The organism is Flavobacterium sharifuzzamanii (genome assembly GCF_003254585.1).
In the GTDB taxonomy this organism is placed as follows: Bacteria; Bacteroidota; Bacteroidia; order Flavobacteriales; family Flavobacteriaceae; genus Flavobacterium; species Flavobacterium sharifuzzamanii.
This window is the reverse complement of sequence record NZ_QJGZ01000040.1, coordinates 210,402-234,933: the sequence shown is the minus strand read 5'-3', so window position 1 is coordinate 234,933 and position 24,532 is coordinate 210,402. Positions and strand designations below refer to the sequence as shown.

The 24,532-nt window shown below is 35.3% G+C and carries 18 protein-coding genes; 8 read left to right on the top strand and 10 right to left on the bottom strand.

From position 1 onward, the window contains the following. Nucleotides 1–50 precede the first annotated feature (50 nt). The 6 genes from DMA14_RS16125 (at nt 51) to DMA14_RS16100 (ending at nt 11,256) form a co-directional block, all read left to right on the top strand. A complete protein-coding gene (locus DMA14_RS16125; RefSeq protein WP_111425617.1) occupies nt 51–3,053 on the top strand; it encodes a SusC/RagA family TonB-linked outer membrane protein in 3,003 nt (1,000 codons plus the stop codon). Nucleotides 3,054–3,065: 12 nt separating this feature from the next. Beyond that, nucleotides 3,066–4,586: a RagB/SusD family nutrient uptake outer membrane protein gene (locus DMA14_RS16120; protein WP_111425616.1), complete on the top strand. Its 1,521-nt coding sequence runs from the start codon at nt 3,066–3,068 to the stop codon at nt 4,584–4,586. Between the two features lie 306 nt (nt 4,587–4,892). Next, complete coding sequence (locus tag DMA14_RS16115; protein ID WP_111425615.1) at nt 4,893–6,080, top strand: glycoside hydrolase family 88 protein; 1,188 nt, start codon at nt 4,893–4,895, stop codon at nt 6,078–6,080. An 81-nt stretch (nt 6,081–6,161) separates the two neighbouring features. Beyond that, entirely contained in the window at nt 6,162–8,573 is a 2,412-nt protein-coding gene (locus DMA14_RS16110) for a glycoside hydrolase family 2 protein (protein WP_111425614.1), read from the top strand. A gap of 215 nt (nt 8,574–8,788) precedes the next feature. Continuing rightward, nucleotides 8,789–10,594, top strand: coding sequence for a glycoside hydrolase family 2 protein (locus DMA14_RS16105; RefSeq protein ID WP_111425613.1), 1,806 nt, complete (start codon nt 8,789–8,791; stop codon nt 10,592–10,594). Between the two features lie 98 nt (nt 10,595–10,692). Then, complete coding sequence (locus DMA14_RS16100) at nt 10,693–11,256, top strand: DUF2911 domain-containing protein (protein WP_111425612.1); 564 nt, start codon at nt 10,693–10,695, stop codon at nt 11,254–11,256. 234 nt (nt 11,257–11,490) lie between these two features. Here DMA14_RS16100 and DMA14_RS16095 read toward each other — a convergent pair whose 3' ends face one another. Genes DMA14_RS16095 through DMA14_RS16085 form a run of 3 tightly spaced genes read right to left on the bottom strand, consistent with a single transcriptional unit; the run spans nt 11,491 to nt 15,318 of the window. Beyond that, nucleotides 11,491–13,695 (bottom strand): xanthine dehydrogenase family protein molybdopterin-binding subunit, encoded by a 2,205-nt coding sequence (locus tag DMA14_RS16095; protein ID WP_111425611.1) that lies wholly within the window; start codon nt 13,693–13,695, stop codon nt 11,491–11,493. A 7-nt stretch (nt 13,696–13,702) separates the two neighbouring features. Beyond that, nucleotides 13,703–14,683, bottom strand: a complete 981-nt coding sequence (locus DMA14_RS16090; protein WP_111425610.1) for an FAD binding domain-containing protein — start codon at nt 14,681–14,683, stop codon at nt 13,703–13,705. Then, nucleotides 14,680–15,318 carry a 2Fe-2S iron-sulfur cluster-binding protein gene (locus DMA14_RS16085; protein WP_111425609.1) on the bottom strand — a complete coding sequence of 213 codons (639 nt, stop codon included), beginning with the start codon at nt 15,316–15,318 and terminating at the stop codon, nt 14,680–14,682. The genes DMA14_RS16090 and DMA14_RS16085 overlap by 4 nt, the downstream gene beginning before the upstream one ends. A 408-nt stretch (nt 15,319–15,726) precedes the next feature. Here DMA14_RS16085 and DMA14_RS16080 point away from each other — a divergent pair, with 408 nt between their 5' ends. Next, nucleotides 15,727–16,878, top strand: a complete 1,152-nt coding sequence (locus DMA14_RS16080; protein ID WP_111425608.1) for a cysteine desulfurase family protein — start codon at nt 15,727–15,729, stop codon at nt 16,876–16,878. 234 nt (nt 16,879–17,112) lie between these two features. Here DMA14_RS16080 and DMA14_RS16075 read toward each other — a convergent pair whose 3' ends face one another. After that, the gene (locus DMA14_RS16075; RefSeq protein WP_238989986.1) at nt 17,113–17,730 is read right to left on the bottom strand and encodes a nucleotidyltransferase family protein; all 618 of its coding nucleotides are present in this window, start codon (nt 17,728–17,730) and stop codon (nt 17,113–17,115) included. Continuing rightward, the gene (locus tag DMA14_RS16070) at nt 17,705–18,829 is read right to left on the bottom strand and encodes an XdhC family protein (RefSeq protein ID WP_111425606.1); all 1,125 of its coding nucleotides are present in this window, start codon (nt 18,827–18,829) and stop codon (nt 17,705–17,707) included. The genes DMA14_RS16075 and DMA14_RS16070 overlap by 26 nt, the downstream gene beginning before the upstream one ends. A gap of 305 nt (nt 18,830–19,134) precedes the next feature. Here DMA14_RS16070 and DMA14_RS16065 point away from each other — a divergent pair, with 305 nt between their 5' ends. Then, a complete protein-coding gene (locus DMA14_RS16065) occupies nt 19,135–19,467 on the top strand; it encodes a YegP family protein (RefSeq protein WP_111367166.1) in 333 nt (110 codons plus the stop codon). 81 nt (nt 19,468–19,548) lie between these two features. Here the strand turns inward: DMA14_RS16065 and DMA14_RS16060 are convergent, their stop codons facing one another. From DMA14_RS16060 to DMA14_RS16040, 5 genes are all read right to left on the bottom strand, one after another. Next, on the bottom strand, nt 19,549–19,965 hold the full coding sequence (locus tag DMA14_RS16060) for a hypothetical protein (protein ID WP_111425605.1): 417 nt from the start codon (nt 19,963–19,965) through the stop codon (nt 19,549–19,551). Nucleotides 19,966–20,098: 133 nt separating this feature from the next. Continuing rightward, entirely contained in the window at nt 20,099–20,686 is a 588-nt protein-coding gene (locus DMA14_RS16055) for a LutC/YkgG family protein (protein ID WP_111425604.1), read from the bottom strand. Then, a complete protein-coding gene (locus DMA14_RS16050; protein ID WP_111425603.1) occupies nt 20,679–22,079 on the bottom strand; it encodes a lactate utilization protein B in 1,401 nt (466 codons plus the stop codon). The genes DMA14_RS16055 and DMA14_RS16050 overlap by 8 nt, the downstream gene beginning before the upstream one ends. Nucleotides 22,080–22,260: 181 nt before the next feature. After that, complete coding sequence (locus DMA14_RS16045) at nt 22,261–23,001, bottom strand: (Fe-S)-binding protein (RefSeq protein WP_111425602.1); 741 nt, start codon at nt 22,999–23,001, stop codon at nt 22,261–22,263. A gap of 95 nt (nt 23,002–23,096) precedes the next feature. Continuing rightward, a complete protein-coding gene (locus DMA14_RS16040) occupies nt 23,097–24,458 on the bottom strand; it encodes an FGGY-family carbohydrate kinase (RefSeq protein ID WP_111425601.1) in 1,362 nt (453 codons plus the stop codon). Between the last annotated feature and the right edge of the window lie 74 nt (nt 24,459–24,532).

Genomic DNA, 24,532 nt, shown 5'->3' with positions numbered 1-24,532 from the left:
TATTGCTTTTCTACTTAATCTAACTTATTAACCCTAAAACCAAAAAATGAATGTTTACAAACCAAAAAAACAAATCGTTTAAATGGTGTTTACTGGTATCTTTTTTACTGATAAATATCGTGATGCAAGCACAAGAACGAAAAGTGACTGGAAAAATAACTTCTAGTGAAGATTTACTTGGACTTCCTGGTGCTAATGTCTATATCAAAAATTCTTCTGTAGGCGCTTCTGCCGATATGGACGGGAATTATACTGTAATAATAGGAGAGAAAAATGCTGTTTTAGTTTTCAATTTCGTCGGATTTCAGACTGTTGAAATTCCAGTTGGAACAAAAAGTGTAATCAACGTAAGTTTAAAACCAGATACAAAAGCACTAGACGAAGTTATTGTAGTAGGTTACGGAACTCGTAAAAAGAGCGATATAACAGGATCTGTATCTTCTGTTACAGCAAAAGAGCTTACTGCTTATCCTGTTTTAAGTGCAGAGCAAGCTTTACAAGGTCGTGCAGCTGGGGTTTCGGTAATGTCTAACAACGGTGGAGAACCTGGTGCTCCAACCAAAATTAGAGTTCGTGGAGGAACTTCTATTAATGCCAGCGGAGATGCTCTTATTGTTGTTGACGGATTTGCAGGTGTTTCTATGCCAGCACCTCAGGATATTGCTTCTATCGAGGTTTTAAAAGATGCTTCGGCAACTGCAATTTACGGATCAAGAGGTTCTAACGGGGTTATCATGGTAACAACCAAAAAAGGAAAAGCTGGAAAACCTGTAATTGAGTTCAGTAACTCGACTTCTGTTCAATCGGTAAATAACAAATTGCATTTATTAAATGCCGATCAGTTTGCGGCTTACAGAAAAAGTTTTACTACGCACACGCAAGGTCCAGCAGATACAGACTGGCAAGATGTAATTTATCGCGATGGAATGATTTCTAACACGCAATTGTCTTTTTCTGGCGGATCTGATAATGTGAGATATTATGTTTCTGGAACATACTTTAACCAAAATGGTGTTGTTATTAATTCAGGAATTGACAGATACACGATCGTAGGAAATCTTGAGGCAGATTTGTCTCCAAAATTTAAAGTGGGTTTAAACACTTTTACAAGCAAACAGAACAAAGAAGGAATTGTAAGCCAGACAAGTGCTGGAGGAACTGGAGCTGCGGGTGTAATCGCATCGGCTTACCGTTTTATGCCAGATAAAGGAATCTACAATGCTGATGGTTCTTATACGACAACAGCTCCAATTGGTGATGATATTGACAATCCGTATGCAACTGCAATGGAAAACATCTTGGAAATCGTTTCTGTAACAAACCGAAACAATTTCTTTGCCCAATACCAAATCACAAAAGATCTTGATTTTAAAACTACTTTAGGTTTAACCGATAGTAATTCCCAAACAGGAAGATTTATTCCTTCAACTTTAATTGCTGGAAAAAACATCAAAGGAGAAGCTTCTGTAAACAACACTAGATTTTCTTCTTTCTTGACAGAGAATTATTTGACTTTTAAACGTGAAATTATCGATAAAGGAATTTTGACGGTTCTTGGAGGATATTCATACCAAAAAAACAAAAACGAAAATTCGTATGCGGCTTCAAGAGGATTCTTAACAAATACAAACTCTTACAGAAATTTAGGCGCTGGAACTGTTTTCTTAAAACCTGATTCTGGTTTATCTGAAACGGAATTAATTTCTGCTTTTGGAAGGCTGAATTTTGATTATGCGGATAAATATTTACTAACGTTTACAGCAAGACGAGATGGTTCATCAAGTTTTAGTAAAAACTATAAATACGGAACTTTCCCTTCTGGTGCAATTGGATGGAACATTAGTAAAGAGAACTTCTTAAAAGACAATAAAACGGTTTCAAACTTAAAATTAAGAGCAAGTTACGGAGCAACAGGAAATCCTTCAATTGGCGCCTACTCTACTCTTTCTAGATTCTCTGAAATCTATTATGTAAGTGGTGACGTGATTACCAATGCGGTTCAGTTAACTTCATTAGACAATCCGAACTTAAAATGGGAAACATCTTATCAGCAAGATTATGGAATTGATTTAGGTTTATTTGATAACCGAATCAGTATTACAGCAGATTATTATAAAACGATTACTAAAGATTTATTGTTCAACAGACCGCTTCCTGGAATTTCTGGAATTGCTTCTCAGCTTCAAAACGTTGGTGAATTGGAAAATAAAGGATGGGAATTGGCTATTAATACCAGAAACTTTATTGGCGCTGATTTTACTTGGTCGACAAACTTTAATATTTCTTCAAACAAAAACAAAGTATTAAAATTGGCCGATAATAAAGATCTTTTAATCAACTCTGCTCCTGGACATTTCTTGGCAACTGAATCGCAGATTTTAAGAGTTGGACAGCCAGTTGGTTCTTTCTTCGGATTTATTTACGATGGTGTAATTCAACAAGGAGAAACTGTTGTGCCAGGAAACTTTGAAACAGCCCCAGGTGGAGAAAAATTCAGAGATGTAAATCAAGACGGAAAATTGGATTCTCAGGATAAAACAATTATCGGAAATCCGAATCCAGATTTCATCTTCGGATTCAACAATGATTTCACCTATAAAAATCTTGATTTGAATATCTTCTTCCAAGGTTCAGAAGGAGGTCAAATCTTAAACTATACTTTGATGGAATTGGCTTCTGGAAACAACAATGCAACAACAGAAGTTTTAGATGCCTGGACACCAACTCATACAGACACTAATGTTCCTGCAAATGCGGCGAGAACCAAAAGAATCACTTCAAGATTTGTTTATGATGGAAGTTACATTCGTCTAAAAAACGTCTCTTTAGGATATAGTTTAGATGAAAAAATTGTTTCGAAAATGGGATTAAGCAAAGTTCGTTTTTACATCAGTGCGCAAAACCTTTGGACGATTACAAATTATCCCGGTACAGATCCAGAAACGAACTACTTAAACGATTCAAATGCTAGAAGTAATACTTATCTAGGATTGGATTACGGAGGGTATCCAAACGTAAGAACGTTTACAGCAGGATTCAATTTAAAATTTTAATCTAAAACCACTATGAAAAAATATATAGCTCTTCTTTGCTTAGGAACAATGACTTTTTTCAGCTGTTCTGATCTAGAAGAAAAACCAGTAGGAATTATTCGTCCAGAGAACTTTTTCAACAATACAGACGATTTGCAAGCTGCTGTAAACGGAGCTTTTGCCAACATTGCCCACAACAATTATTGGGGAAGAGAATTTACAATTGCTTTAATGCTTCGTGACGACATGGCCGATATTGGCGATAGAACCACGCAAGCTGCCCGTATCGATGTAAACGATATGTCTATGAACGATACAAACGCACTTGTTGCTAACTTTTGGCCTCAATCGTATGTTATTATAACGGCAGCAAATCAGGCGATTGAAGGCGCTAAAAAAACACCCGGAGATCCTGCTAAAGTAAATGCCATTGTGGCTCAAGCTTATTTTGCAAGAGCATTTGCATATTATCATTTGGTGCGTCTTTTTGGTGATATACCTTACGTTGATTTTGTGGTGAATGATGTGAATCAGGTAAACTCTCTTGGTAAAACCAAAGAAGCAGATGTTTACCCAAAAATCATTGCCGATTTAGAATTTGCAAAACAATGGCTCGATGATAAACCAAAAGTAAAAGCAGTTCCTGGAAAAGGTACAGCTGCAGGATATTTGGCTTCTGTTTACCTGACTTTAGGAAACTTTCAAAAAGCGTATGACGAAGCAAAATATGTGATTACAAACGAAGCAAAATTTGGTTTAGGTTTAGATGCCGATTTTCAGGATTTATTTAATGCAACTAAAACAGCTTCTTTAAAAGAACCTTTATTTACAATTGACTTTAATAACTTAACGTCTGGAAACTACGGTCAGGATTATACCGCATTTTTTACAGGATCATTAAAAGATGACAGTTACAGTTATGGGCAAGGTTTCTCGGTTGCGGTTCCTTCTTTAAAAGTATTCAACACTTGGGATCAGAGAGATTATAGAAGAGCGGTAAGTTTTGACACCATTATCAGAAAGAAAACAGGCCCAGGCGGATCATTGCAAGTTTATCCTTCAAGTGATAATGAGAAAGCGCCACGTCCGCATATTGCCAAATATTTCCGTTTTCCAGGGAAAGCTGGTGCTAACGGAAGAACTTCACAGCACAATTACATCACAATGCGTTTTGCAGAAGTTTTATTGACGGCTGCTGAAGCTTTAAACGAAATTAATCCAGGAACAACAGAAGCTGATGGTTATGTAAACCGTGTTCGCGCAAGAGCAAGAAATAAAGCAGGAAAACTGGTTTCTTTTCCAGCAAATGTAACTCCGGGATTATCTCAAGCAGATTTCAGAAAAATGGTTATTGATGAAAGAAGATTAGAATTGGCTTTTGAATACGTAAGATGGTACGATATTAAGAGATTAAAAATCGGACCAGAAGTATTTGGCCCAAATGGTTTAGAGCCACATGCTAATTTTGATCCAAACAGAGATTATTTATGGCCATTGCCAGGAACAGAATTAGCAATTAATCCGAATCTAAAACCAAACAACCCTGGTTATTAATTTAGCACAATTAGTATTGAACGCCGATGAAACGGATTCGCTATCGCGAAAACGCTGATTGAAACGGATTTTTTAATCACGTCGTGTATAATTAGATTTCACGCAGATTTAAAAAGATTTAAGCTGATTAAAATTGATTTTTTTTTAAAATCTGCTTTATCTGCCAAAATCTTTTTAAATCTGCGTGAAATAAAAAAATCCGCGCAAAATCAGCTCCCGACAGCTATCAGGAATGCAATAACGAATCCGTACAATCCGCGTCTAACATTTTAGTATAGAAACTAAAAATAAAGATTAATTAGTAATATGAATAAAATTAGTTTCATTTTAATCCTTGGGTTTGCATCGCTTGCAACAGCGTGCAAATCTGGGGTTAATTCTCAAACAAAAAGCACAACGGCAACAAATAATCTACTCGAAACGCGTTACAAAATGCTGCTCGATTATCCAGTAGATTCTCTATCTATGCCAAGAAGTATGAATATAAAAACTCTTGAAATTCGCAAAGTTCCGTCCAGAGATTGGACAAGCGGATTCTTCGCTGGAAACCTTTGGCAATTATACCGATTGACAGGCGATTCAAAATATAAAGAACAAGCTCAAAAATGGACTCCTTTCAGCAAAAAAGAAAGTGTCAACAGTAATTCGCATGACGTAGGTTTTAAAGTGTTTTGCAGTTTTGGAGAAGCGTTGAAAGTGGAAAACAAGAAAGAATACGAAGCGGTAATTGTTAAAGGCGCCGAAACTTTATGCACCAGGTTTAATCCAAAAGTGGGTTCTATTCGTTCATGGGATTTCAACAAAGAAATTTGGGATTATCCAGTAATCATAGACAATATGATGAATCTGGAGTTGCTTTTTGAAGCATCTAAAATATCAGGAAATCCAAAATATCGTGACGTTGCTATCAAACACGCCAATACAACTTTGAAAAATCAGTTTAGAGAAGATAATTCGTGTTACCACGTTATCGATTATAATCCGAATACTGGTGAAGTTAGAAAGAAAACGACTCTTCAAGGATACAATGACGATTCGGTTTGGGCACGTGGCCAAGGATGGGCAGTTTACGGATTTACTATGTCTTATCGCTATACAAAAGATCCTGCTTACTTAAAACAGGCCGAAGCGACTGCAAAGTTTTTTATGACCAATAAAAATCTGCCAGAAGACGGAATTCCGTATTGGGATTTTAAAGATCCTAGTATTCCAAATGCAGCGCGAGATGTTTCTGCCGCAATGCTTATGGCTTCAGCATTATATGAGTTATACGGCTATACTAAAAATAATAGTTATTTGGCTTTCGCCGATAAACTGATGACTTCTGTACAGACAGACAAATATATTTTAGATGCAAAAATTAAAGCACCTTTCTTGTTTGATCATAGTACTGGAAACTGGCCGAAACACGACGAAATAGACGAACCAATAATTTACGCCGATTATTATTTTTTGGAAGCATTATTAAGAAAGAGTGGCAAAGGTGCAAAGTAGCAAAGTAACAAAGGTTTTCTGCCTTTGAACCTAAAAAAACTTTGAACCTTTGAGCCTCTGAACCTTTGAACCTAAACACCCATGAAGAAATATCAAAAAAATACATTTTCAATTTTTGCACTTTTTGTTTTGTTTCAAATTTGTCTGAGCAGTTTTGCTCAGACAAAGATGAACATTAACGACAACTGGCTTTATTTAGAAAATGACACTCAAAAATTAAGCGAAGCGCAGAAAGCATCCAACTGGACTTCTTTAAACTTACCGCATACTTGGAACGCAGAAGATGCAACCGATTTATATCCGGGTTATAGACGCGATGCAAGCTGGTATCAAAAAAAATTAAATATTCCCCAAATCGACAAAAACCGCGTTTATTCTTTATACTTTGAAGGTTCGAATGTAACTACAAATGTGTATGTAAACGGAAAAGAAGCTGGATCGCATATTGGCGGCTACATTGGCTTTTCAATAGATATTACCAATTTTATTAAAGAAGGAAACAACGATGTTTTTGTTCGTGTTGATAATAGTTATGATATTGAAATTATTCCGTCTCAAAAAAGCGATTTCTTTATCTATGGCGGAATCACACGCGATGTTTGGTTGGTTTCGAAATACAAAAATCATATCGAAAATATAAAGATTACAACTCCTGAGGTTTCTGCCAAAAAAGCTTCGGTACAAATTGTTTCTTCTTTTGTAAATCCTGATAATTCAAAGGATTTATCTTTAACTGTAACGCTTAAAAATCCGAAAGGAAAAAAAGTAGTTAGCAAAACAATTCCGGTTACCGACAAAACTTCAACTATCACTTTTGAAAACATTAAAAACCCAGAACTTTGGGATACCGAAAAACCAAATTTATACCAACTTTCTGCTGTTTTATCAGAAAAAAATCAAATTAGAGATAGTATTTCCGAAAAAGTAGGTTTTAGATGGTTTGAGTTTAAAGATCACGGGCCATTTTACCTTAACGGAAAACGTCTATTGATTCGCGGCACACATCGTCATGAAGAACAAGCTGGAGTTGGCGCTGCCATGAGCAACCAGCAGCATTGGGTCGATATGAAATCAATTAAAGAAATGGGCGCTAATTTTGTTCGTTTAGCACATTATCCGCAAGATCCTGAGGTTTATAAAGCTTGCGACGAACTTGGCCTTTTGGTGTGGGACGAACTTCCTTGGTGTCGTGGCGGAATTGGTAATGATGTTTGGAAAACAAATACCAAAAATATGCTAGAGGAAATTATCAATCAAAATTACAATCATCCGAGTATTATCATTTGGTCTTTAGGAAACGAAATTAATTGGCTTCCAGATTTTCCTGACGGAGATAATGCTGATAAAACCAATGTGTTTTTAAATGAATTAAATGATATCGCACATAAACTCGATCCTACCAGAAAAACGGCAATTAGAAAATATTATGAAGGATCGCATATAGTAGATGTCTTCTCTCCTTCTATCTGGTCGGGCTGGTATTCTGGAAGTTACAAAAGCTACCAGAAAGCAATTGATGTTTATAAAAAAGAATACAAACATTTTATTCATGCCGAATATGGCGGAGACAGCCACGTTGGGCGTCACAGTGAAAGTCCTGTTACTGGCGAAAATGTAATAAAAGCCGAAGGCTGGGAAGAAGCAATTGTGCAAACCAAAGTTGCCAATATTGCGCAAATTGGCGATTGGAGCGAAAACTATATAGTTGATCTGTTTGACTGGCATTTGCATATATCCGAGAATGACCCAACGTTTGTGGGAAATATTCAATGGGCATTCAAGGATTTTGCAACGCCATTACGTCCAGAAGACGATATTCCGTACATGAACCAAAAAGGATTAACAGACCGAAACGGAATTCCAAAAGATGCCTATTATGTGTTTAAAAGTTATTGGGCAAAAGAACCTTTCACTTACATCGAATCGCATACTTGGACAGAGCGTCAAGGACCTGAAAATACACCGAGAACGATTAGTGTTTTTAGTAATTGCGACAAAGTGACTTTATACCATGACGGAAAATCATTGGGAGAAAAACAGCGAAATCTTGCTCTGTATCCTGCTAATGGTTTAACTTGGGATGTCAATTTTAAAAAAGGAGAAAATATCCTAATTGCCGTTGGTAAAAGTAAAGAAGGAAAAACGGTTTCTGATACTATTAAAGTTAATTATCGTTTCACTAAAAATGATACCGCTTCTTCTTTACAATTATCATCAGAAAAACTGAAAAACGGTAATTATCTGATTACAGCAATTGCAATTGACAACAATAATTTACGCTGTCTGGATTATGAAGCAAGTGTCTATTTTCAATGTTTAAAAGGAGGAAAAACTTTAAAAAATCAAGGAACTCCAACGGGCAGCGAATCTATTAAAATGGCAAACGGAAAAGCTTCTATTGAAGTGATTCCTGATGGTTCTGGCAAACCGATTGAAATGACGGCTTTGAACCAGAGCTTTAAGGGAGAATATTTGAAGATTCCAGTTGAGTGAAAAGATTCTAAGTTGCTAAGGGACTAAGATGCTAAGTTTTATCGCCTAGTTTGTCATCCTGACGAAGGAAGGATCACACTCGGAATTCTACAAAGATTGGCGACAAAGATTGCGGAGTTTCTAATGTGATCCTTCCTTCGTCAGGATGACAAAAAACTTCGTGACTTAGTGCCTTTGAGGTAAAACATAAATACAATACAAATAAAGATTACAAAATGAAAAAAATTCTAACATTATTATTCCTAACATCATTCGCAATTGGACAATCTCAAGGTTTAATTTCTAACGTACCCAACCGAAACACCACTTCTTTAAACGGAGTTTGGAATTATATTATAGACCCCTATCAAACAGGCTTTTACAGTTTTCACCTTGACCAATATGACAAAAGTGAAAAGCCAGCAAAAGGAGCTTTTTTCACCAATTATCATGCTCAAAACAAACAGGAACTAGTAGAATATGATTTTGATAAATCGCCAACAATCAATATCCCAGGCGATTGGAATTCGCAGGTTACAGAACTGAAATATTATGAGGGAAATGTTTGGTTTAAAAAGTCTTTCGATTATAATCTAGCGGCCAATAAACGTCTATTTTTATATTTAGGAGCTATCAATTATAAAGCTGATCTTTATTTAAACGGAAAAAAACTAGGAACTCACGAGGGCGGTTTCACACCGTTTAATTACGAAGTCACGTCGATTGTAAAACCAACAGGAAATTATTTGGTTATCAAAGTGGATAATACACGTCATAAAGAAGATGTTCCTACTGTAAATACCGATTGGTGGAATTATGGTGGGATCACACGCGATGTGACTTTAATTGAAGAAGAATCCTCTTTTGTAGAAGATTATAATATTCAGCTGAAGAAAGGCAATGCAAATGTGATTTCTGGTTTTATCAAAATCAATAATTTGGATGCATCAAAAAATCAGGTTTCAATTTCTATTCCTGAATTAAAAATCAACTACAAAGGAAAAGCTGATAACAACGGAATTTTAAGCTTCGAAATCCCAGCGAAAAAGATTTCTTATTGGTCTCCAGAAGATCCGAAATTATATGATGTCACCATTGATTTTAATGGGAAAAAATTAAACGATCAAATTGGTTTTAGAACTATCGAAACAAAAGAAGATAAAATTTTGTTGAACGGAGAACCAGTCTTTTTACGCGGAATTTCGATTCATGAAGAAAATGCCAAAGGCGGACGTGCGAATTCTCAGGAAGATGCTTTACGTTTATTAAACTGGGCAAAAGAATTAGGTTGTAATTATGTTCGTCTGGCGCATTATCCACACAACGAAAACATGGTTAGAGAAGCTGATAAATTAGGTTTAATGGTTTGGGAAGAAATTCCGGTTTATTGGACAGTTGAATTTAAAAATGAAAACACATATCAAAATGCCCAAGATCAATTAACAGCTGCTATTACAAGAGATAAAAACAGAGCTAGTATTGTGATTTGGTCTATGGCAAATGAAACTCCAATTTCGGAAGCTAGAAATACTTTCATTAAAAATTTAGCATCTCACACCAGATCATTAGACAATACTAGATTAATTAGCGCTGCTTTATTAACCAAAAAAGAAACTATTGATGATCCTATTGGAGAAGTTTTGGATGTTGTGGCTTTCAACCAATATTTAGGCTGGTATGGCGGAAACTTGGAAGATGCTGAGAAAATAACATGGAAATCTAAATACAACAAACCAGTTTTCGTTTCTGAATTTGGAGGTGATGCCAAAGCTGGATTTCACGGAGAGAAGAACGAACGCTGGACTGAGGAATATCAGGAATATTTATACATTCAGAATTTAAAGATGATTGAAAAAATTCCTCACTTAAGCGGGACTAGTCCGTGGATTTTGGTTGATTTCAGATCGCCAAAAAGATTGCTTCCAGGAATTCAGGACGGTTACAATCGTAAAGGTTTAATTTCAAATGATGGCGAAAAGAAAAAAGCTTTCTACATTATGCAGGATTGGTATGCAAAGAAGAAAAAGGAATATCAGAATTAATTCGTCATTACCAAATCATTAACAAAAAACAGGCAGCAAATTATATGATTTTTCTTCATTATTAATTTACTTTGTAGTTAATCTAAAAATTGTAAACCATGAAAAAATTCTATTTACTAGCAGTTACTTTGTTTGCTGCTTTTACAGTTCAGGCTCAAGACATAGTAAAATTTGCTCCGCTTGATGCAAGTCCAGTTGATATTTCGTATTTCCCAAACAAAGCGGTGAAATTCAAAAAAACAGACAATCCAAATCCGGTTGTAAAAGTGCTTTACGCAAGACCTTCTGTAAAAGGAAGAACTATTTTTGGCGATGTTGTAAAGTTTGGTGAAGTTTGGAGAGTTGGTGCTAATGAAAACACAGAAGTTAAATTCTATAAAGATGTAACAATTGGCGGAAAAAAAGTTGCTGCAGGAACATACAGTTTATTTGCTATTCCAGAAAAAGACAAATGGACTATTATCATCAACAAAGAACTTGATTTATGGGGTTCTTATGCTTATGATGAAAGTAAAGATGTAGTAAGAGTTTCAGTTCCTGTAAAACCAGTTTCTGAAGTTATCGAAGCTTTATCTATTGCATTTACAGCTCAAGGTAATGTAGCAAATCTTGTTATTGGATGGGATAAAACAACTGTTGAATTACCTATTACGGTTAAATAATTAATCGTTTTTAAGATATAAAAAGAGGCATCTAATATGCCTCTTTTTTTTGTTTAAATAATTGCATTTGCAAACACAATCGTATGCAAACATAACCCGTGGTTTCAACCACGGGGACGCTAAGCATATAACATTACGTATATTAAAATACGTTTCCCGTGGTTGAAACCACGGGCTATATTTAAAATTGGAACGTAAAACAAAAAGAGACATTTTTCAATGTCTCTTTTTGTTTTAAACTTTAACGGTTTCTATAATTTTATCCAATGTAATTGGTAAATCTCGTACACGTTTTCCCGTTGCATTAAAAACAGCATTTGCAATTGCAGGCGCCATTCCAACTAGAGCCGTTTCTCCAAGACCTTTTGTTCCCATTGGGTTACTTATCGGGTCTTTTTTGTTAACGAAGAAAACTTCTTGTTTTTCAATATCTGCATTTACAGGAACATGATAGTCAGCGAAATTATTATTGATTGGACGGCCAAAACGGTGATCGATTTCTAAAGCTTCCATTAATCCCATTCCGATTCCTCCTACTGCTCCACCAAACATTTGTCCCGCAGAAGTTTTTTGGCTTATTACGGTTCCAATATCGGCACAAGACACAACATGAGCCAATCTTATTTTACCCAAATTCGGATTCACTAATACTTTTACAAAATGAACCGAAAAGGAATAAATCGAGTATTTCTTCGCTTCTTCAGCAGCTTTAGAAACATTTTCTACTTCAAAATCTTCTAATTTATTACTGCTTAAAAGTGCTGCTAACGTAACCGATTTAGATTTGTCCTTTTTCGAAGAAACCGCACCGTTTTCAAAAGTTAAATCTGTTAGAGCAATTCCTTTTAAAGCAGGATTTTTACTTCCTAATTCAATTATTTTATTCAATAATAAATTGCAAGCATCGTGAACCGCAGAACCAACAGATGAAGTCGTTGCCGAACCACCTTGCGTTGGACCTTTTGGCAAACCACTTTTTCCCATTTCGATAATCACATTTTCTGATGGAAGGCCAATTACTTCAGCTCCAATAGCAGTCATCATAGTTGCCGTTCCTGGCCCCATATCGTTTACGCTGCATTGTAGAACTAAATCGCCATTCGCTAAAAATTTTGCCTTTACAGAAGTTGGGCTTCTATAACAGCCGAAAGTTCCTGTTCCCATTCCGTAACCTACAAGCCAGTTTCCTTCTTTCACAGAACCCGGTTCGTTTTTACGGTTTTTCCAGCCAATGCGTTCCATTCCGCCTTCGTAACATTCTAAAAGAAATTTACTGCTCCACGGTTTATTTTGCTCCTGATCTTTTTCGGCATAATTCAATTTTCGAAATTCAATCGGATCTAAATTTAATTTATAAGCCAATTCGTCCATTGCACTTTCTAAGGCAAAAGAACCTGTCGCTTCTCCTGGTCCGCGCATCCAAATTGGCGTGCACGTATCCAAAGGCACAATTCTGTAACGTGTAGAAACGTTTGGACAATCATAAATAAATCTAGACATATTTACGGTTCCTTCCATGAAATCTTCATAGCTCGAAGTCATTGCAACAGCCTCGTGCGTTAAACCTGTCAGTTTTCCATCTTTTGTTGCTCCAAGACCCATTTTCTGAATCGTGTAAGGTCTAAAACCAACATTGGTAAACATCTGCTCGCGATGCAGTACTAATTTCACTGGACGATTCAATTTTTTAGCTCCAATTAATGCTGCGATTTCATACGGCCAAGTGTGCAATCCCATTCCAAAAGCACCGCCAAGATATTCGGCATGAACCTCAACATCTTCAACAGGCACTCCAAAAACTCCAGCAACACTTCTACGCGTTCCTTCGACACCTTGACTTTTTGTATATAAAATAGGTTTGTTTCCGTCCCATTTCGCAATGATATTTGCTAGTTCCATTGGGTTATGCACCTCGGTTGGAATGGTATATTCGGTTTCTAAAATTACCTCAGCATTTTTATAACCGTCATGTTCACCGCGATGGTAATCATTTCCTTTATCGGTTTCGACTTTCTTTTCTTTTTCAGCTGCCTTTTTAAGTTCCGTCGAATGTTCTTCTTTAAAATAATCAGCTTTAATTAAACTCGCCGCATATCGCATACGTTCAAAAGTATCCGCAATCACCAAAGCAATGGGCTGATCGTAATACAAAACCGAATCATCTTTAAAAATCTGCAAGGGTTGACCAAAATTATGTTTATCCTTTGCTTTTTCGTAGCCAGCAGGTTTATCTACATTTAAATGCGTAATAACCGCCAAAACTCCTGGTGCCCATTCTGCTTTTTTGGTATCAATGGTTTTAATTCTTCCCTTTGCAATCGTACTTCCTACCAAACAGGCATAGACAACACCTGCTGTTTTATATTCTGCAGAATAAGTTGCTGAACCCGTTACTTTAGCAAATCCGTCAACTCTATTAATATTACTTGTCTTGCTCATAATTTAATTATTTTGATGCTGCTATTGTAAGTGCTTCTGCTACTGCATTCTCTCCAAGCGTTAATTTAAAATTATTATCACCTAATCCTTTTGCGCCTTTCATAGACAAATGGCCTGCTTGTTTAAATAGATCTTCAGAAATTGTCTTTCCTTTCAGGAATTTTTCTGTTTCAGTCAATCTCCATGGTTTATGTGCCACACCTCCCATTGCCAATCTGACATCATTTATGGTATTGTTTTTTATATCTAAAGCCGCAGCAACCGATACCAATGCAAAAGCATAGCTCGTTCTGTCACGAACTTTTAGATAATGCACATTTTTAGTAAAAGTATTATCTGGAATTTCAACAGCAGTGATCAATTCTCTACTGTCTAGCGTATTGTCTTTTTCGGGCGTATTTCCAGGAAGTCTATGAAAATCAGTAAAATTAATTTCTCGTTTTCCTTTTGGACCTTCTACCAAAACTTTCGCGTCAAGCGCCGCCAAAGCTACACACATATCACTTGGATGAACCGCAATACAACTATCCGAAGTTCCAAAAACAGCTGCCATTCTATTAGAACCGCCAATCGCACCGCATCCGCTTTTTGGAACACGTTTGTTACAAGGCATATCGGTATTGTAATAATAAGAGCATCTCGTTTTCTGCAGCATATTTCCTCCAACAGTTGCCATGTGTCTAATCTGTTGAGAAGCTCCAGCTGCCAATGCTAAAGCTAACAACGGATGTTTTTCTTTTATCGAAGCATCTTCTGCAACTTGACTGTTTTTTGCCAAAGCGCCGATCGAAACTTTTCCTTTTAAGAACTCTATTTTCTTTAAGTCTAAACCGTTAATGTCAACTAATTTATCTGGAGCTACGACATTCTTCTTCATTAAATCGACCAGATTGGTTCCTCCCGCAATAAACATAGAAGAATTATCTTTGGCTTTTCCCGTAACTGCCGACGAAGACGACAAAGCTTTAATTATCTGAAAGTTTTTCATATCTCCTTTCCTCCTTCCTTCACTTCGGTTATAGCGTCAACGATATTATGATAAGCACCGCATCTGCAGATGTTACCGCTCATATATTCACTGATTTCTTCTCTACTGTTGGCGTGCCCTTCTTTGATACAAGCAATTCCAGACATGATTTGTCCCGGTGTGCAATAGCCACACTGAAAACCATCGTGCTTGATAAAAGCTTCCTGCATAGGATGCAGTTTTTTTCCTTTCGAAAGCCCTTCGATTGTTGTGACTTGTGCGTTTTGCTGCATCGTTGCCAAAGACAGACATGACAAAATTCGCGTTCCGTTTACGTGAACCGTACACGCACCACATTGTCCGTGGTCGCATCCTTTTTTGGTTCCAGTAAGCTGTAATTGTTCGCGAAGTAAATCAAGCAACGTAGTTCTTGGTTCAATATTCAAATTGTGTTTTGTGCCATTTACCTCAATAGAAAGCGGTACTGTTTCTAAATATTCCGCTATTTTTTCATCCCATTTCTTTTCTGAAGCCATAACCAATGAAGGTGGCGTCAGGGCAAGAGCGGTAAAAAGTCCTGATTTCTTTATAAAGTCACGACGCGAATTGGAATCTTCGGGTGTTACTTTATTCTGATTTGTTTTTTTAGAAGCCATTCAATCTATTTGTTAAATTAGCAAATTCGCTTTTGTCATTCTAACAAATTTAGCGATCTTATGTAAGAAAAAATTATAAAATTCAAACATTACTCTTATTTAGAATAATTACAATTTTGTTTTTTTAACCGCAAAGGCGCAAAGGGTTTTCGCTAAGTTCGCTAAGTTATTTTTCTCTCGCAGATTTGGCAGATAATGCAGATTTTGAATACGATGAAAAGATTTACACAGATTCTTTATGATAGAAATAAATAAAAAATCTGTTTAGATCTGCAAAATCTGCGAGAAACAAAAAATTATACACATTAAAATTTTGCGTTCTTTGCGAAAACCCTTTGCGCCTTTGCGGTTAATTTTTTCACGTAGATTAATTCTGAAATTGTATTTTTACTGAACTAAGCCCAAATTATGCCACAACAAGAAATCATTTATCTTGATAATAATGCCACAACCCGTGTTGATGAGCGTGTTGTGAATGCAATGCTTCCGTATTTTACCGATTTGTATGCTAATTCAACAGGAACACATTTAGCGGGATTAACGGTAAAAGAAGCTATTGAAAACGCAGCATGGCAAACGGCAGATTTAATAAATGCCGATGCAGAAGAAATAATATTTACTTCGGGCGCGACTGAGGCAATTAATCTCGCAATTAAAGGTTTAGCCGATCAAGACCGAAAACATATCGTTACCATTCAAACCGAACATAAAGCAGTTCTGGAAACCTGCCGTTTTATGGAAAATATTGGTTTTGAAGTGACTTATCTTCCAACTGATTCTGACGGACTTATAAGCCTTCAACTTTTAAAAGAAATAACTACAGATAAAACACTGGTTTTCACAGGAATGTTTTCAAATAATGAAACTGGAGTCATACAAAATATCAGTGCAATTTCTAAAATACTGAAAGCCAAAAATGTACTTTTTATGTGCGATGCTACACAGGCTGTCGGTAAAATTCCTGTTGACGTAAAAAAACTCGGAATTGATCTTTTGACTTTGTCTGCCCATAAATTTTATGGTCCGAAAGGAATTGGCGCTTTATATATTTCGGCGAAAGCCAAAATAAAATTGTCTCCTCAAATTCTTGGGGGCGGACAACAAAGAAAATTACGAAGTGGAACGTTAAATGTTCCCGGAATTATCGGTTTAGGAAAAGCATCTGAAATAGCTGTAAATGAATTAGAAAAAGATCAAAATAGAGTTTCTCTATTACGAAACAAACTCGAAAAAGGTTTATTACAATTTGAAGGTTCTTTTGTAAATGGAAATACAGAAAACCGAATTTATAATACTTCTAATATTTGTTTTCCAAACGTAAATTCAGAACAGCTTATTCTGGCTTTGGGAAATATTTCGGTTTCCAATGGCGCTTCGTGTTCGGCGGTTACTTCTGAGCCTTCGCATGTTTTAAAAGCCATGGGATTATCCGATGAAGATGCTTTGAGTTCGATTCGTTTTAGTTTGGGAAGATTTACTACTGCAGAAGAAATTGATATTGCTGTTGAGCGAGTTTTGAGCTTAGCTGCGGAATTTGCCAATAAGGCGTTAAGACACTAAGTTTTATTTTTTTTAATCTCATAATCCCGATAGCTATCGGGAGCAGAGACGCAAAGGTTATTTTTGTCATCCTGACGAAGGAAGGATCACACTAGAAATTCCATAAAATAAATCCTCAATCTTTGTCGACTCCCGCGTGTGATCCTTCCTTCGTCAGGATGACAAACTGGATTTAGAAAATCTATGTAAAAAAAACTTTGTCACTCTGCCCCTTTGAACCTTTGCCACTTTATCTCAAGAAATCAACTTATAGTAATCTTCTTCCGTATCAATATCTATATTCCCCTTTTCAAAAGAAACTGAAACCACATCCGCAGAATACTTTTTAATGAGTTTTTTGGCGCCTTCCTGTCCTTTCAATTCCAGAAGTTCTTGAAAGTATTTTTTATGAAATAAAACTGGTGTTCCTAAAGTATCAGAATAAGCTGAGGCTGCAATTCCTTTTTTGGTTCTATTGGCTTCAACAATTAAATTTTCAAAGACAGAAACCGTTACAAAAGGCTGATCGCAAACTGCTAAAATGCATTGTTCGCACTCAGGATTTTGATGTAATAATTGGTTGACACCTTTTACGATTGAAGATGACATTCCATTTTCCCAGTCAGAATTAAACGAAAACTGTATTTCAGGCAAATTAAGCTCTTTCTCAATTAAATCATGGTTTGAACCTGTCACAACTATTACAGACGAATTTTCAACCTTCAAAGCTTCTGAAATGGTGTTTTTCAGCAAAGTTGATTCTTTATATTGCAACAATTGTTTTGGTTTGCCTAATCTGGAAGAATTACCTGCAGCCAAAATAATAATACCTGTTTTATTTTGAAATCTATTCTCCATAATGAATTTCATCATGAATTTTGCCTTCTTTATATTTCAGCGAAGTTCCTATTCTTTCTGAAGCTACAGCTTTTATTTCAGAAACAATTGATAAAGCGATTTCTTCCGAGGTTTCTGCGCCAATATCGAGACCAATGGGAGTATGAATTCTTTTGATCTGTTCTTCGCTTACTGTGATTCCTTCGATCAAAAGATCGTCCAACATTCGGTTGAATTTTGACTTCGGACCTAGAATTCCGATATAATGAAAATCGGTTTTTAGCAGCTCTTTTAAAACTGCTAAATCGTATTTGTAATTGTGCGTCATCAAAGCAAAATAGGTCTGATCGTCAATAACAATATTCTCCAAAAAATGTTCTGGATTTACTACCGAAACTTGATCGGCTTTCGGAAAACGTTTCTTAGTTGCATGCGTTGCGCGTCCTTCACCAATACTGGTTTTCCATCCTAAAACAGAAGCCATTTTCACTAATGGCTGAATATCATTTCCTGCTCCCGCAATTACGAGTGAAATTGATGGTTTTATATATTCGATTAAAGCTTCGCTGTCATTTTCTTTCTGAAGTTTTTTTACTGCCGAAGTTTTATTTTTCAAAACCTCTTTCACTTCCGAAATCAAACTTAAAGCTTCATTATCATGAGTTAAAACTGGACTGTCTTTTCTGAAAAACAAAGTTGTTCCTATCTGAGAAGCATTTCTTTTTAAAGAGAAAACTGTTACTATTACTGCTTCTTTTCTTTCTAATTCGAGTTGTTGCAAAAGCTGAATCGGATTGTTTTCGATCTCGTCATTTATGTATTCAAAAAGAATATGAACAATTCCGTTGCATCCAAGCTGTAAACCAACTTCTGCATCGTCTTCATTACTTGTATTATAAGTTACAAGTTTATTTTGCTTTTGATTAATTGAAAGAAGCGCTTTTCGCAATGCATCTCCTTCTAAACAGCCTCCACTTATTGCGCCCGTCAACATGCCATCTTCGGTAACCAACATACGTGCACCTGGCTGCCTGTATGACGAACCTTCAACTTTTACTACAGTTGCCAAAGCTGTTTTCTTTTCTTCTGCTTTAGCTGCCGAATATGCTTTAAGGATTTCGCTGATTTCTTTCATAGGCAATTATTCACCAATAGAAATAAGCATTGATGATTTTGTTTAATAGTTTAAAAATAAAAAATATTACAAATATACCATACAATAAAAGACATTTATATTTACAAGGTTTCTCTCGAAGATTATTTCTTTATACCAATAATATATTTGTTTAGATCTGAAAAAATCAGCTTAATTTAATTCCATAAACCAATTTATTATGATTATAGTAATCATTTTTTCAAATTGACGTATGATTTATATTACTAAGTTTTGTATTTTTATCAATAGCAAAATTTATACACCTAACTTTAAAAGTAAACTACATGGGAAAATTTGTAATCACTACTAGAGCCAACGGAGAGTTCCAATTCAATTTAAAAGCTGGTAATGGTCAGACCATTCTAACGAGTGAAGGCTATACTACAAAAGCTGCCTGCAATAATGGTATCGAATCTGTTAAAAAAAATGCACCAGACGATGATCGTTATGATAGATTAGAATCTAAAAGCGGAAAACCTTATTTTAATCTAAAAGCAGGAAACGGTCAGATTATTGGTTCTAGTGAAATGTACGAAAGTGTTGCAGCTAGAGAAAACGGAATCGAATCTGTTAAAAAGAATGCTCCTGATGCAACTATTGACGATCAAACGGCATAATTGAAAACTGTTATAAAATAAAAAAGCGAGGTAATTTATAAATTAACCTCGCTTTTTATTTACTCTATAAATGAAAATTAATCATGGATTAATAATATAATTTGATGCTATTATTTCAGCATAACTATCATTACCTGTTACGATATAATGCTTTAAATTAAATCTCATTTTGGGATCGTACTTCTTAATATTTTCTTTTAAATAAGCAGAATCTATTACTTCGTAAAATCCTGAATCAAAAGATTTTTCACTCTCTTCCAGATTTTTATCAAATTCATAATTCATTAAATAATTATTGTAATTTGATTCATAAAAGTTTAATGTTACACATTTTACTTCGGCCACGATAAAAAATTCAATTTCTATTCTGGAATACTCTTCCAAACTATCTTTTACAACTTCAACCATAATTTTCACACCTCTAGATTCAGTGTAAACTAATTCTAGCTCAATAGTCGAAATCTTGAAATTATTATTTAATGATTTTAAAATAAACATAAAAAAAGACAGATTTATATCACGAATTTATTCTAAATAGTGTTCTAACAAAAGCAAAATTAATTAATTTTCTTACAAATAAAACAGTTTAAAAAAATTAGTCAATGTATTTTTAATAAATCTGAAACTTCTCTTAATCCAATAAAAAAACAATCAATCCTCTTGCGCCGTGAGCTCCAAGAACCAAAGACTGTTCAATATCTGCAGTTTTTGATGGCCCTGCTATAAAAGTTCCGAAACCATATTCCATTTTACCAATTCTGTCATAAGCTTGCTGCATTGTTGGAACAAGATCTTTTTTATGAACTATAATTGCAAGATACTGCGCAATAAAAGGTGCTACTCGCTGTCCTAAAATATCATCTGTTACCCAAAGTCCACTATTTTCTGCAACGCCAAAATGTGCTTTTACAACCGTTAATTCAACATCCTGAAGCGAATGTGGATCTACTGTTTTCCAGTCTAACGAAGCAATTTCAGAAAGTTCAGGAAGAGTTGTAATTAATCGTTTTTCGAGATTATAATTGGATTTGATGTAATTGATGATTTCATTATAATCCGCAACTTCAACTGGATCTCCACCAATACCTTTTAAAACCGTTTTATATGTTTCTAAAACGTCAAATTGTTCAGAACCTAAAAGATTTAAATCCGGCAATTCTGAAACCATTTCTGGCTGATTTGCTTTTATTCTTTTTAAAATTTCGCCTTTACTACTCATCTCCTTTTGCTTTAGATTCTCTCGAATTTTTCTTGTACCATTCTCTAAAAGATTCTTCTGGAACATCTGGCATTTCTCGCTGATCGTACCATTTGTTCATTTTATTATTAACCATTCCTGGAATATTCTTCATTACAAATCGGCCTGATTTTCCAGCAATATTAAACACAGTTGGGTTTGCCAAAACGGTTGCCATCGTTTTCATCGCTACAGTTTTAGCTGTCGGTGTATGTCCTTCTTTTACCAAAACCTGACGCCATTTATACAATTGATCGTGAATGTCAATTTTCACTGGGCAAACATTGGTACATGAACCGCAAAGTGTACTTGCAAAAGGCAGATCGGCATTTTTGCTCATATCTAAATTTGGCGCTAAAATAGAACCAATTGGTCCAGCAACCGCATTATGATAGCTGTGTCCACCGCTTCGTCTATAAACTGGACAAGTATTCATACACGCTCCACAACGAATACATTTTAGCGAATTTCTAAAATCTTCTCTTCCTAATTGTGTACTTCTTCCGTTATCTACAATTACGATATGCATTTCCTTTCCGTCTCTTGGTTTCTTGAAATGGCTAGAAAAAGTTGTAATTGGCTGTCCCGTTGCACTTCTTGCCAATAATCTCAAGAAAACACCTAAATGTTCTCTTTTCGGAATCAGCTTCTCAAATCCCATACAAGCGATGTGAACATCTGCTAAATGCGCACCCATGTCGGCATTTCCTTCATTCGTACAAACTACAAATTCTCCTGTTTCTGCAACCGCAAAATTGACTCCTGTTAAAGCCACTTTTCTAGTCAAGAAAGTATTTCTCAAACTATGGCGAGCAGATTCTGTCAAATACTGCGGATTGAAATTTCCTTTTTCTGTGCCTAAATGTTCGTGGAAAGTTTCACTTACATCTTCTTTTTTTAAGTGAATCGCTGGAAGCACAATATGGCTTGGCGGTTCTTTACGAAGCTGCACGATATATTCACCTAAATCAGAATCAATTACCTCAATTCCTTTTTCGGCTAAATAATCGTTTAAATGGCATTCTTCTGTAAGCATCGATTTGGATTTCACCATTTGCTTTACATCATGTTTTGTCATGATAGAATGTACAATTTCGTTATGTTCTTTGGCATCGGCAGCCCAATGTACGATTATTCCGTTTCGTTGTGCATTTGCTTCAAATTCAACTAAATAATCGTGAATATTCGAAAGCACATTAAACTTTATCTGAGAAGCAGTTTCACGAAGCAGTTCCCAATCTGCTATTTGGTGAGCCGATTTATCTCTTTTAGCGCGAACAAACCAAAGTGTTTCATCGTGCCAATTGACACGTTCTACATCTTTATTAAACTTTGCTGCGGCTTCGCTGTGCTGTATTATTTTTTCTGATGACATCTTATAAAAGTTGTTTTTACCATTAAGACATTAAGTAAATTAAGCTAAACTTTATGAACTTAATATCTTAGTGATGAAAAGAAAATTAAGTTTTTTAAAATCACTTAAATCTCTTATTTTTTTACCAACTAAATACTTAAACCAAGCTTTATGGACTTAATATCTTAATGGTAGAAAAAAATTAGTTTTCGAGTGAATTTAATATTTCGGCAATATGGATCGTTTTGATTCTGCTTTTTTGTCTTTTTAGAATTCCGTCCAAATGCATTAAGCAAGACATATCTCCGCCTGTAATATAATCCACGTCATGACTTTCGTGATCTTTAATACGGTCTTGTCCCATTTTTACAGAGACTGCTTCTTCTGTAACGCAAAACGTACCTCCAAAACCACAACATTCGTCTTTTCTCGTTAAAGCAACCAAATCAAGATCTTTAATGCCATGCAATAATTGTTCTGGCTTAGAAAAAAATGGAGCGTTTAATTCAGACATCTGCGAAAGCTTTAAACCGCGCTGACCGTGACAGCTTACGTGCATTCCGACTTTATATGGAAATCTTCCATCAATATGATCGATTTTTAAAACATCAGTAATAAACTCTGTAAGTTCATAAACTGTATTTCGAATTGCTGTTGCCTTCTCTTCTTGTTTTTCGTCATGCAAATGGTCTTTTACATGCAAAACACAGCTTCCAGAAGGGCAAACGATATAATCAAATCCAGAAAAATTGGCAATAAAATTGGCATCGCATCCTTTTGTTAAATGCGCATAACCACTATTTGCCATTGGCTGCCCACAGCAGGTTTGTCCCATCGGAAATTCGACGTCACAACCTAATTTTTGAAGTAACTCGTAGGTTGCGATTCCTACTTTAGGATAAAATTGGTCGACATAACAAGGTATAAAAAGTCCAATTTTCATGTTGTAGTATTTAGTGTGTTGTTCATTAGGCGTGTACTGTAAAAATGTAAAAAATACGTTTCTCAGCAAATTTACAACATACAGACCGTTTTTACCTAATGTTTATAGAATTTCAAGTCAATTAAATCGTTCTGAATTGGTTTTGGATTCCAGTTATCATGAATCGCCAACGCGGCGCCCAAAGCACTTGCCTGCGCCATCGAAGCGGCGTAAACTTCTACGTCTGGAAAAGCTTCTGCTAGCAAATTCATATAAATAGAATTTTTGCTAAATCCACCATCTACAAAAATCTTTTTCACCGGACTATTTTGGATAACCAAATTGGTCGAAAAAACCTGTTGTTCCACCAAATCCAACATTAATTGATGATAAGCTGTTTCGTAATCTTTAAACTGCGATAAATCTCTCTTTTGAAAAGGACATTCATTTAAAATATCAAAATCATATTTCTTTGGATAGAAAATCTGATAATTCAGAGAACGCAAGTTGGCTGTGATTTTTTTATCAAAATAAATCTCTTTATAAGTATCTACAGACACTTTAAAATGTTCTGCCAATCTTTTTGTTTGTACTTCATGCTCATTTCCAGCAAATAAACGTGCTGCTTTAACAGGTTTATTTGTGTATTGCATATAACACAAACAGTCGTTCTGCAACTCTTCAAAAGTCAACGGTTTAGTATTAAAAGGATTTAGAGAAATACTCCAAGTTCCTGTTGATAATAAAACGAAAGGTTCTGTAAAGTTAATCGTGTACGGAATTATAGCCGAAGAACTGTCGTGAAGTCCTGTTCCGATAGCTAATCCATCTTTTGTTTTTATGACGTCTTTGCCGTAATAAATTGGAGGCAACTTAGCATCGATTCCTTCATTTTTCAACCATTTATGGTATTTCATTTTTTTGAAATTCCATAAATTGGTATGACAGCCGATGCTTGTAATATCAGCGTAAGCTTCATTGGTTAAAAGAAAACTTAAGAACTGTGGAAGATGAAGACAATATTTTACTTTTTCAAATAATTCAGCTTGTTCTTCTTTTAATCTGTAAATCTGCATTCCAGAATTCAAACTGCCTAAAACTGGAGAAGCCGTTTTTACAGCAAACTTCTCTTCTCCCTTATATTTTTTATAAAAATCAGATTTTAATTCCTCTGGATAATCTTTTAAATAATTATACAGAGGAGTTAAAACTTTTCCGTTTTCGTCTATATAAACAAAACTTGCTCCGTAAGTGCTGAAATTGATGGCTTTTAAAACATAATCATTAAGATTTTTTATTTCAGATAATCGATCTAAAATCCATTTTTGAAGAACTTCTATATCTTCACATGGAAAACCATCCTCATCCTTTGTTTCCTCCAGATTAACTGATTTTTCCCAAACAATTTTATAATTTTCATTAAATAAAAAAACCTTTTTGTTTGTTTTTCCAATATCAAAAATCGCAACTACATTCATTTTTTTAATTATGAGTTATGAGTTATAAGTTATGAGTTCTTGAATTATGATTTTTTATGTTTAAGCTAAGTCTA

Bases quoted from the DNA above. Each gene is read 5' to 3' on its own strand.
- DMA14_RS16050 (WP_111425603.1), bottom strand. From the start codon at position 22,079: ATGTCATCAGAAAAAATAATACAGCACAGCGAAGCCGCAGCAAAGTTT.
- DMA14_RS16125 (WP_111425617.1), top strand. From the start codon at position 51: ATGTTTACAAACCAAAAAAACAAATCGTTTAAATGGTGTTTACTGGTA.
- DMA14_RS16105 (WP_111425613.1), top strand. From the start codon at position 8,789: ATGAAAAAAATTCTAACATTATTATTCCTAACATCATTCGCAATTGGA.
- DMA14_RS16085 (WP_111425609.1), bottom strand. From the start codon at position 15,318: ATGGCTTCTAAAAAAACAAATCAGAATAAAGTAACACCCGAAGATTCC.
- DMA14_RS16045 (WP_111425602.1), bottom strand. From the start codon at position 23,001: ATGAAAATTGGACTTTTTATACCTTGTTATGTCGACCAATTTTATCCT.
- DMA14_RS16040 (WP_111425601.1), bottom strand. From the start codon at position 24,458: ATGAATGTAGTTGCGATTTTTGATATTGGAAAAACAAACAAAAAGGTT.
- DMA14_RS16110 (WP_111425614.1), top strand. From the start codon at position 6,162: ATGAAGAAATATCAAAAAAATACATTTTCAATTTTTGCACTTTTTGTT.
- DMA14_RS16120 (WP_111425616.1), top strand. From the start codon at position 3,066: ATGAAAAAATATATAGCTCTTCTTTGCTTAGGAACAATGACTTTTTTC.
- DMA14_RS16080 (WP_111425608.1), top strand. From the start codon at position 15,727: ATGCCACAACAAGAAATCATTTATCTTGATAATAATGCCACAACCCGT.
- DMA14_RS16065 (WP_111367166.1), top strand. From the start codon at position 19,135: ATGGGAAAATTTGTAATCACTACTAGAGCCAACGGAGAGTTCCAATTC.
- DMA14_RS16100 (WP_111425612.1), top strand. From the start codon at position 10,693: ATGAAAAAATTCTATTTACTAGCAGTTACTTTGTTTGCTGCTTTTACA.
- DMA14_RS16095 (WP_111425611.1), bottom strand. From the start codon at position 13,695: ATGAGCAAGACAAGTAATATTAATAGAGTTGACGGATTTGCTAAAGTA.
- DMA14_RS16055 (WP_111425604.1), bottom strand. From the start codon at position 20,686: ATGAGTAGTAAAGGCGAAATTTTAAAAAGAATAAAAGCAAATCAGCCA.
- DMA14_RS16070 (WP_111425606.1), bottom strand. From the start codon at position 18,829: ATGAAAGAAATCAGCGAAATCCTTAAAGCATATTCGGCAGCTAAAGCA.
- DMA14_RS16060 (WP_111425605.1), bottom strand. From the start codon at position 19,965: ATGTTTATTTTAAAATCATTAAATAATAATTTCAAGATTTCGACTATT.
- DMA14_RS16090 (WP_111425610.1), bottom strand. From the start codon at position 14,683: ATGAAAAACTTTCAGATAATTAAAGCTTTGTCGTCTTCGTCGGCAGTT.
- DMA14_RS16115 (WP_111425615.1), top strand. From the start codon at position 4,893: ATGAATAAAATTAGTTTCATTTTAATCCTTGGGTTTGCATCGCTTGCA.
- DMA14_RS16075 (WP_238989986.1), bottom strand. From the start codon at position 17,730: ATGATGAAATTCATTATGGAGAATAGATTTCAAAATAAAACAGGTATT.